This is a genomic window from Helicobacter sp. 12S02232-10, assembly GCF_002272895.1.
Lineage (GTDB): Bacteria > Campylobacterota > Campylobacteria > Campylobacterales > Helicobacteraceae > Helicobacter_J.
On record NZ_MLAQ01000011.1, the window covers coordinates 24,217 to 33,561 of the forward strand.

Annotated in this window: 9 protein-coding genes; 1 reads left to right on the forward strand and 8 read right to left on the reverse strand. The window is 35.2% G+C overall.

Annotated elements, in window-relative coordinates:
* The first annotated feature begins 125 nt into the window (after positions 1–125).
* Positions 126–1,715 carry an amidohydrolase gene (locus BKH41_RS08325; RefSeq protein ID WP_095298937.1) on the forward strand — a complete coding sequence of 530 codons (1,590 nt, stop codon included), beginning with the start codon at positions 126–128 and terminating at the stop codon, positions 1,713–1,715.
* Here the strand turns inward: BKH41_RS08325 and BKH41_RS08330 are convergent, their stop codons facing one another.
* The 8 genes from BKH41_RS08330 to BKH41_RS08365 form a co-directional block, all read right to left on the reverse strand.
* Positions 1,716–2,924 carry an LL-diaminopimelate aminotransferase gene (locus BKH41_RS08330; RefSeq protein ID WP_095298939.1) on the reverse strand — a complete coding sequence of 403 codons (1,209 nt, stop codon included), beginning with the start codon at positions 2,922–2,924 and terminating at the stop codon, positions 1,716–1,718.
* Between the two features lie 9 nt (positions 2,925–2,933).
* A complete protein-coding gene (locus tag BKH41_RS08335; RefSeq protein ID WP_095298941.1) occupies positions 2,934–3,761 on the reverse strand; it encodes a hypothetical protein in 828 nt (275 codons plus the stop codon).
* Positions 3,758–4,639 (reverse strand): hypothetical protein, encoded by an 882-nt coding sequence (locus BKH41_RS08340; RefSeq protein ID WP_095298944.1) that lies wholly within the window; start codon positions 4,637–4,639, stop codon positions 3,758–3,760. The genes BKH41_RS08335 and BKH41_RS08340 overlap by 4 nt, the downstream gene beginning before the upstream one ends.
* Entirely contained in the window at positions 4,640–5,323 is a 684-nt protein-coding gene (rlmB, locus tag BKH41_RS08345; RefSeq protein ID WP_180762790.1) for a 23S rRNA (guanosine(2251)-2'-O)-methyltransferase RlmB, read from the reverse strand.
* A complete protein-coding gene (gene rsmI / locus BKH41_RS08350) occupies positions 5,317–6,174 on the reverse strand; it encodes a 16S rRNA (cytidine(1402)-2'-O)-methyltransferase (protein ID WP_095298949.1) in 858 nt (285 codons plus the stop codon). The genes rlmB and rsmI overlap by 7 nt, the downstream gene beginning before the upstream one ends.
* Positions 6,175–6,178: 4 nt before the next feature.
* Positions 6,179–6,382, reverse strand: coding sequence for a 50S ribosomal protein L31 (gene rpmE / locus BKH41_RS08355; RefSeq protein WP_095298951.1), 204 nt, complete (start codon positions 6,380–6,382; stop codon positions 6,179–6,181).
* A 167-nt stretch (positions 6,383–6,549) separates the two neighbouring features.
* Positions 6,550–8,121 (reverse strand): ABC transporter ATP-binding protein, encoded by a 1,572-nt coding sequence (locus BKH41_RS08360; RefSeq protein ID WP_095298953.1) that lies wholly within the window; start codon positions 8,119–8,121, stop codon positions 6,550–6,552.
* Complete coding sequence (locus BKH41_RS08365; protein ID WP_257875448.1) at positions 8,096–9,124, reverse strand: ABC transporter permease; 1,029 nt, start codon at positions 9,122–9,124, stop codon at positions 8,096–8,098. The genes BKH41_RS08360 and BKH41_RS08365 overlap by 26 nt, the downstream gene beginning before the upstream one ends.
* Between the last annotated feature and the right edge of the window lie 221 nt (positions 9,125–9,345).

The following is a 9,345-nucleotide window of genomic DNA, read 5'->3' on the forward strand; positions in this document are numbered from 1 at the left end:
ATTTTATACAGGTAACTATTCGTATCATTTGTCAAAATTTTGCTCATCTTGGAATGAATTATTTTTAAATATTATTTGTTTATTATATCTTTATAGATGAAAATATTACATAAAAAGGAAAAGTAATGAAAGAGCAACAAACACAATATTTCAAAAATGGCAAAATTTTTAAAGAACCTGGATATTTTTGCGAAGCAATGGGGATAAAAGATGGAAAAATATTATGGACAGGAAAAAATGATGAAATTAAAGATGCAAATGCTATCGATTTAAAAGATTCTATCGTTATTCCTGCTTTTATCGATTCGCACACGCACCCAGATATGGTTGCCAAAAATATTGATAGTGTTCCGTGTTTGCCACCACTTGTGAATTCGATTGAGGATATCATTAAAGCACTTAAAAACTCTGCATTGCTTAATGGTGATGAAAATCAATGGATTGAAGGTTTTGGATGGGATGAGAATGTTTTGAAAGAAAAAAAATCTCCTACGTGTAAGGATTTGGATAGAGCTTCAACAACCCAACCAATTATGATTTATCAATCTTCTTACCATATCATTTCCTGCAATACAAAAGCATTAAAAATTGCAGGCATTGATAAAGATACTCCCGATCCCAAAGAAGGCAAAATAGGAAGATTTGAAAATGGCGAACCAAATGGTATTTTTTATGAACCTGCCGCTATTGATCTCATTCGAAACAAAATGAAACCCCAGACATCTGAAGATATTATCAGGCAGATATTAAAACTTGGAAAAAAATACGATAAATTAGGTATTAGTGCCGTCTGTGATATGTTTTGCGACTATGAACCTATCGATAGATTTCAAATCTATACAGAAGCAAAAAAACAAGGATTTTCACAAAAAGTCGTCCTTTATTATGTATGGAGTCATATCAAAAAAAATGGTAAAAAACCTATCGTTAAAACAAAGGGGGATATTTCAATTGCAGGTATCAAGCTCTTTTTGGATGGAAGCATTTCAGGCAGAACAGCCTTTATGAAAAAAAACTATCCAAACAGCAATGAGCGTGGGATGAAATTAATGGATGAAAAAGAACTTTTAGAAGCAGTCGATTATGCCAGAAAAAATCAACTCCAAATGGCCATTCACGTAATGGGAGATGCTTCAATTCAATTTCTTATCGATACGCTCAAAGATATCCAACCTTGGATTGAAGATGCTCCGACAATCAGACTTGAACACGCTTCCATTCTATCACGCGATCAACTCAAAGAGATGAAAGAATCTAAAATGACTTTTGCTTTAGCACCACAACCGATATTCTTATTTGCTGAATATGAAGCTTACAAAAACAACTTAGATCAAGATCTCCTAGAAATTGCCTATGGCATTAAGACTGATGATGAATTTGTTCTCACAAGCTTATCAAGCGATGCTCCCGCAACCCTTTGGGCAAATCCAGAAAATCTTTATTACACACTTCAAGCAAGTGTGGATCGTACCAGTGCAAATCATCACGATATCAATAAAAAAGAGGCAATTGATGTTCAAAAAGCCATTCAAATGCTTTCTATCAATGGAGCCAAAATCTCTGCAATTCCTAATCTAGGAAAGCTTGAAGTTGGATATGAGGCAAGTTTTCAGATTTTAGATAAAGATATTTTCACTATCCCCTCAAATCAATTGGGAAAAATTCTCCCAAAAGAAGTTTGGCTACAAGGAGAGAGAAAATATTTAAGAGACTAGCTATTCAAAATTTTTTAAGAATAGCTTTAAATTTCTCGCTGCTTGTCGGATGCGATTTTCATTTTCAATGAGCGCAATCCTCACATAACCCTCCCCGTGTTCTCCAAACCCTACACCGGGACTTAAGGCAATTTTAGCTTCTTTTAAAAGTCGTTTAGAAAACTCCAAACTTCCCAAATGCTGCACGCAAGGAGGTAACTTTGCCCAAATAAACATACTTGCCTTTGGTTTATTCATTTTCCAACCCGCATCACCAAAGCTTTTTATTAAGATTTCCATTCTTTTCTCATATTTGCTTTTGATCTCTTGCACACAATCTTGCGGACCTTCAAGAGCAATGGTAGAAGCGATTTGCATCGGTGTGTAAATCCCATAATCTATCCAACTTTTGATCTTTTGAAGTGCTTCAATTATTTTCTTATTTCCGACCACAAAGCCAATTCTCCAACCTGCCATATTATAGCTTTTGCTAAGCGTATAAGTTTCAACAGCAACATCCTTTGCTCCATCAGCTTCCAAGATACTTGGAGTCTTGTAGCCATCAAAACACAAATCAGCATAAGCAATGTCGCTGATGATATAAAACCTTTCTTTTTTTGCCATATCCACAAGCTTTGTATAAAAACTTTTATTTACAACCGTAGTAGTTGGATTATGCGGAAAATTTACAACAACAAACTTCGGTTTAGGTATCGTTTCTTTAAGCGATCGGGAAAGATTTTTAAAAAAATGATCCTCATCTAATTCCATCTGTTCATTCCAAGCAATCCCAAATCTCGCAACATTTGCCCCATTCATAATAAAGGCATAATAATGTATGGGATAAGCTGGTTCAGGTACTACAGCAGTATCACCGGGATTTGTGATAGCCTGTACAAGATGGACATAACCTTCTTTGCTTCCCATACTCACACAGACTTCTGCATTAGGGTCTAAATCCACATTATATTTTTTCTTATACCAATTGCAAATCCCCAAACGTAGTTTATAGATTCCTTTACTTGCCGAATAGCCGTGATTTTTAGGCTTATGAGCGCTCTCACAAAGCTTTTGAATAATATGTTCAGGTGTAGGTCCATCAGGATTTCCCATACTGAAATCAATCACATCTTCATTGTGATGTCTCATATCCAGCTTAATCTCATTAATAGCTGCAAAAACATACTTTGGCAATCGTTTGATTTTTTCAAACTCAATCTCATCAAACATCAAACAACCTCAATCATCAAATTCTTCAAACTTTACTTGGATTCCGTTTTTTATTATAGCAGGATTCTGGGTATCGCTCACCATAATAAATCGCACCCCATCCAAAAGACTAAAGGTAATTTTATTGGCGGTTGTGCTTTGAGAGATTAAGTTTATAATTTGCAAATTTTTATCATAAAGAACAATCCTAGGACGCCAATAAGGAGTTTTAGCAGTAATTGTGATATTACCACTTCCTGTTGCGCTAAACCAATATTCCCCACTCACTTCCCTAACCTCTAGAACTTCCTCAGAAGGAGAAATCTCTCTAGCATTAGCAAGTTTAGGCTCTACAAGCTCAATATCATATTCCCAATCAAAAATAGAATTTCTTTTGATATCAGTAAAAAGATACCCACGTTTGGCGAGTTCATCAATGATAATAGCAGGATCTAAAGCGTGCTCAGTAGAAAAACTAAAAGTAATTTTAGCCATCCCTTCAATATACTCAGCTTTTGAAACTGCAAAATAAGAATATCCCATTGAAGAAAGCGCGCTATTAATGCTTCGGGTTAAAAAAATTGGTGTCGTTTGGGAAACAAACGTTATGTGCAGTTCGCTGGGTTCATTGAATTTCAGTGTCAGTAATCCATTGTCTTTCAAGGTTGTAACAAGCTTTTTAATATCAATTCTACCATCTGTATAAAAACTTTGCTTATCCCTAAAAATACGATCAATAAAATTTTTATTTACACTATAAGACTGGCTACCAATAAGATTTTGAATCTTATCATCAAAACCATCTCCAAAAAAAACAGACAAAAATAACGACATAGAAATAATAATTCTTAAAATCATTGATCTTGACCACTCAATTTCAAATATTGTGCATATCTGATTCGCTTTAATCCGGTTTCAGGAGTGTATAAAAACCTTATCGGATAAGATTTTTCATAACGCACGACACCTGCATCTGTTTCAAGCGAAAATTCCCCGTGACCAAAAGATATCAATAACTTATGATCCTTGACTTCGATAGGATAAGCCGCATCAATGGTAGTTTGAAATTTCTGCTTGCTATCTAAATCAAATACTTCAATCCAAAGACTATGGTCTGGAGTCACTAAAATTTGATTCTTATATTTTTTTTGAGTTTTCACAGGAGCATCCTCCGCAGTACTTTCGGAAGTATCTTCAGTCAAATCAACATCAGATTTTTCTTCCTGAAGTTTATTTTCATCTTCTTTGGGAACAATTTCATCTTGAGAAGATGCCAACATATCTTCCTGCTGAGTTAGGGGCATATCTTTTGAAATATTTGAAGATTTCATAAAAATAGTTTTATAAGCAAAATACCCTCCCAATACCACAAGCACTACAATCAAAGAAATATAAAAACGCTTTTTGGAAATGAGCTGTTTTTTTCTCTCCTTAATCAAATCATCTTTTTGTTTTTGAGTGTCAAAATCAAGATTATTAACAGAATGTTCGATATCTTCAATGCTCTCATCAATCTGCATACCTGAAAAAAAATTTTCATCGTATTCTTTAAGCCATCCGCTTAAATCAACCCGATATTCCCTCTCAAGTATTTTTAAAAATCCTACAACCCTTACCCTTTGAAGATTTGAAAACCTCTTTTCAAGAATATCTTCAATTTTGCCCACAGAAATTTTGGTGGTTTTGTTGATTTCTTTAACCCCAATTTTTTTAAGTACTGTTATTGCTTCTTCCATTCAACCCATCCTGTTTATTAAAATACCAGCTGCCACGCTTACATTTAGAGAATTGAAATCTCCCTTCATTCTGATTGAGACTATTTTATCAAGTTTTGATAAAATTTTCTTATTGAGTCCCTCTCCTTCACTTCCTAAAAATAAAGCCCATTTATCTTGAATTGTGATATTTTTAATATCTTCACCCATAATATCAGCACCATAGCAATAAATATTTTCATTTTTAAACTCATTGATGAGATCCAAAATATTTTTACAAACACAAAATGGAATATCAAGCATAGCCCCAACACTTGCACGTATAACGCCTTCGTAAGAAAAATTTTCCGATAAGCCCAATACGACTGCCTCCACACCCAAACAATATGCCGTTCTGAAAATAGCCCCAATATTTCCAACATCTGTAATCCCGCAAAGCACTAAAACCTTATTATATTTTTTGATCTCTTTTAAAGAGATAGGTAAAGGCGGGATAATCTTTGCCAAAAACCCCTGATGATTCCCTCCTCTTGCCATTGCTTGAGCTTTTTTAAGATCTGTACGCAAAATGCGACGATTATTTTTAGCGATGAAGGCAAAAGTTTTTGTATCAATCTCTTTGGCAAGATAAATTTCTTCAACCAAATCCGAATGACGCTCCAAAAGATGCAACACAATTTGTTTTCCATAAACAATCATTACAATCCTTTGCTTAAAATTTTTTCATAAACACTTTTAACATCTTCATTTTGCAGTTTTGAGACAATTTTAGCTTTTATTTTTGGAGGGATATCCATTTGCAGTATTTGCGCGCAAGTCAAAGAACGCTCTGCTTTTTCATCTGATAAAAGCACCAATGCCCATTCCCCGCTTATATTGCTTCCTTTGATCTGGGCATACACTTCAGCACTACTTCCTATAAAATACTTTTGATGTATTTTTGTCATTTCTTTGATTGCAAAAAGCAAAGCATTTGGAGCAAGCAAAGCAATATCTTCTAAAGTGTTTAAAATCCTGTGAGGACTCTCATACATTACAACACAAATCCGCTGATCCAAACGACTGCTTCCTTGCAACAGATTTAAAATCCTTTCACGCCTGTCTTTTTGCTTATGTGGTAAAAATCCGGCAAACAAAAATCCTTCCGTATCAAATCCGCAAGAACAATAAGCACTGATTCCTGCACTTGCTCCTGGCAATACATCATAAGGGATTTTATTTTTTATCGCATAAGCCACTAAGGACATACCTGGATCACTAACACAAGGCATTCCTGCATCACTCATAAAAACAATATTGCACTGATTGAAAAAATCTTTTGAAATATTACTTAAAAATTCTTGTTCATTGTGAGAATGGAAAGATATAAACTCTTTTTTTTCAAAAATACCGCAAAAATGCTCGCTAATAATAGGATTTTTTTTAAAAAGAGAAATCAATTTTTTGCTGACCCTGATATCCTCACACATCAAGATATCAGCCTCTGCCAATACCTGCAAGGTTCTGAAAGTAATGTCAGCCAGATTCCCTATAGGTGTGGGCAGGAGTGTCAGCACGGCATTATTTTAAATTATATTTTTGTTTAAATTTCTCAACCCTGCCCGCTGCATCGGCAATTTTATCACTTCCTGTATAAAAAGGATGACAAAAACTTGATATATCAATCCTAAGTTCGCTTTTTGTGCTTAAAACTTCAATTTCTTTTCCGCTAGTAACGCAAGTTACCTTACAGGGAACATATTGTGGATGAATGCCTTTCTTCATTGCTTTATTCCTTAACTTTAATGTTTTATTCTATTTAAGTGGCTGATTTTAGCCAAAATATGCTTAGGGTTTATTAAAATCGTGAAAAATTGATTTTTACTATCATCATTTAGGACTCTCTGAAAAATTTTTGTGAGAAATAAACGACTATAACAATTTTCCTATTATTAAAGCCTTGCTCGCAATAATTCTTTAGTATAAGGATTTTCAGGCTTTGTAAAAATATCTCTGACACTTGCACTCTCAACCACTCTGCCGTTTTGAAATACCATTACCCGATCGCATACTGCTTCAATCACATCCAAATCGTGACTGATAAATAAATAACTTAAAGAAAATTTTTCTTGCAAACTCAAAAGCAATTCTATAACGACTTTTTGCATACTCTTATCAAGAGCAGATGTAGGTTCATCCATTACAATCACCTTAGGTTTGAGCGCAATCGCCCTAGCTATTGCCACCCTTTGACGCTGTCCCCCACTAAGCTCATAGGGATAAGATTCTATCAACTTCTTTTCAAATCCTACTGACTCCAAAACTTCTTCAATCAAATCTAAGCGATTTTCAAACCCTCCAAGCCTGAAAGCTTCAAAAATAATATCACGCACCCGCATTCTAGGATTGAGAGAAGCATAAGGATCTTGAAAAACTACTTGAATCTCACGCCTGTAACGCCTAAATTCCCTACTCCCTAAATTGCTTAGAGAATGCCCTAAAAGATACTCTTCCCCACTGCTTTCTGCCAACTTTAAAATTCCCATAGCCAAACTACTCTTCCCACTTCCAGACTCTCCTACAATCCCCAAAGTTTCTCTTGAATGCAAAATAAAACTAACATCATTGACGACATTTTTACTATCTTTTTTGAAAAAAAATTTTTTTTGCGGGTAAGCGACTGCAAAATTTTTGACTTCAAGGACTTTTTCTTTTCTTGGAGAAATGGATTTTTTAGGCAATTTCAAAGCCTCTAAAAGCATTTTGGTATAAGAATTTTTAGGGTTTTCAAACACGTTTTTAACTTCTCCCTCTTCGCATATCTTACCCTCTTTGGCCACATAAACCCGATGAACAAAATCCCTCACCACATTCAAATCGTGACTGATAAGTAAAATCGCCATTTGATTTTGAATGCTAAGATTTTGCAACAACTCTAAAATTTGTTTTTGAATGCTTGCATCCAACGCTGTAGTTGGCTCATCGCAAATCAAAAGCTTGGGACGATTGATGATACCCATCGCAATTGCTGCCCTTTGACGTTGTCCCCCACTAAGTTGGTAAGGGTAACAATTTTGAAGCTCAAGGCTTAATCCCACTTGAAAAAAAACTTCATCTAAACGTTGCAACATTTGCTTTTTGCTCAAATGTGAATGATGCAAAACTAAAGATTCTAAAACCTGTGTGCCAACTTTATGCAAAGGATTTAAGCTCGAAAGAGGTTCTTGGGCAACATAAGCAATCTGCTTCCCACGAACCTTTCTAATTTCTCTCTGACTCAATTGCAGCAAATTGCGCCCTTCAAATTCAATACTCCCTTTTTGAACACAAACAAAAGGATGTAGTTTTAAAATCATATTGGCAATGAAACTTTTTCCACTTCCAGACTCTCCGACCAAACCAATCCGTTCGCCCTCGCATACATTCAAAAAAATATCACATACTCTAAAACCTCTTTCAAAGCCACAGCTAAGAGATTTGATCTCTAAAAGACTTTTCTTATTTGACATTTGAATCAAAGGCATCTCGAACCCCTTCCCCAATAAAAACAAGCACAGAAAGCAACAAACTCACCGACAAAAATCCCGTGACAGCCAAATGAGGCGAAGAAAGATTATTTTTCCCTTGATTTAAAAGTTCGCCCAAAGAAGCACTACCCACAGGCATTCCAAAACCCAGAAAATCCAAACTCACAAGGGTGGCAATACTTCCTGCCATAATAAAAGGAATATAAGTGATGGTAGCCACAAGAGCATTGGGCAAAATATGATAAAAAATAATCCGCAAATCCGATGCACCCAACGCACGTGAAGCTTTTACATAATCCATATTCCTTCCTCTTAAAAACTCAGCTCGCACCACAGATGAAAGCCCCATCCAACTAAAAATCAGCACCAAAGTAAGAATCCACCAAAAACTTGGTGCCAAAAAACTTGAAATCACAATCAATAAAAAAAGTATGGGTACCCCACTCCAAATCTCTATAAATCTTTGTCCAAACAGATCAATACTCCCCCCGCAATACCCTTGCAGTGCTCCTGCACTCACCCCGATAAACACACTAAAAATACTTAAAATAAATCCAAAAAGAATAGAAATCCGGTAGCCATAAATCAATCTTGCTCCGACATCTCTAGCTTGATCATCTGTTCCCAGCCAATGTTTTTTATCCGGACTTGTAGGTGCAGGAGAATTTAAATCCATCACAATAGTATCATAGCTATAAGGGATGGGCGCGTGCAAAACAAAGGCGTTTTTCAAGAGTTCTTTAACATAAGGATCATTATAATTGGGTTCTGTATCAAAATCTCCACCAAAAACTTTCTCAGGATAATTCACAAAAATGGGGAAATAAAATTTAGAATCCTTATAGATAAATAAAGGCTTATCATTGGCAATAAATTCCGCACCCATCGAAACAACAAACAAAATAATAAAAATCCATAAAGAATAAAATGCCCTTTTATTAGAACGAAAAATTTTCCATCTAATGGCACTCAAAGAAGATTTTGAAGATTGAAAACCCAATGCCTGCTCCATTTTTTAGGAAAATTTTACAGCAAAAGAATAAATTAAATCAAATTGAAAAATTCATAAGGTTTTAAAATAATTTGATTTTCATAAATGCTTTTTCAAAAATTATTTTATTTCTAAGGCTTCGCCTTTTTAAGGGACAAGGGGGCTTAAATTGAAAAGACCGCCCCCTTATGTCCCTTAACAACCCTGTAACCCCCGTCACGCTTTTAAGA

Coding starts and splice junctions, on each gene's coding strand:
- BKH41_RS08360 (WP_095298953.1), bottom strand. CDS start 8,121: ATGCCTTTGATTCAAATGTCAAATAAGAAAAGTCTTTTAGAGATCAAA.
- BKH41_RS08335 (WP_095298941.1), bottom strand. CDS start 3,761: ATGATTTTAAGAATTATTATTTCTATGTCGTTATTTTTGTCTGTTTTT.
- BKH41_RS08330 (WP_095298939.1), bottom strand. CDS start 2,924: ATGTTTGATGAGATTGAGTTTGAAAAAATCAAACGATTGCCAAAGTAT.
- BKH41_RS08340 (WP_095298944.1), bottom strand. CDS start 4,639: ATGGAAGAAGCAATAACAGTACTTAAAAAAATTGGGGTTAAAGAAATC.
- rpmE (WP_095298951.1), bottom strand. CDS start 6,382: ATGAAGAAAGGCATTCATCCACAATATGTTCCCTGTAAGGTAACTTGC.
- BKH41_RS08325 (WP_095298937.1), top strand. CDS start 126: ATGAAAGAGCAACAAACACAATATTTCAAAAATGGCAAAATTTTTAAA.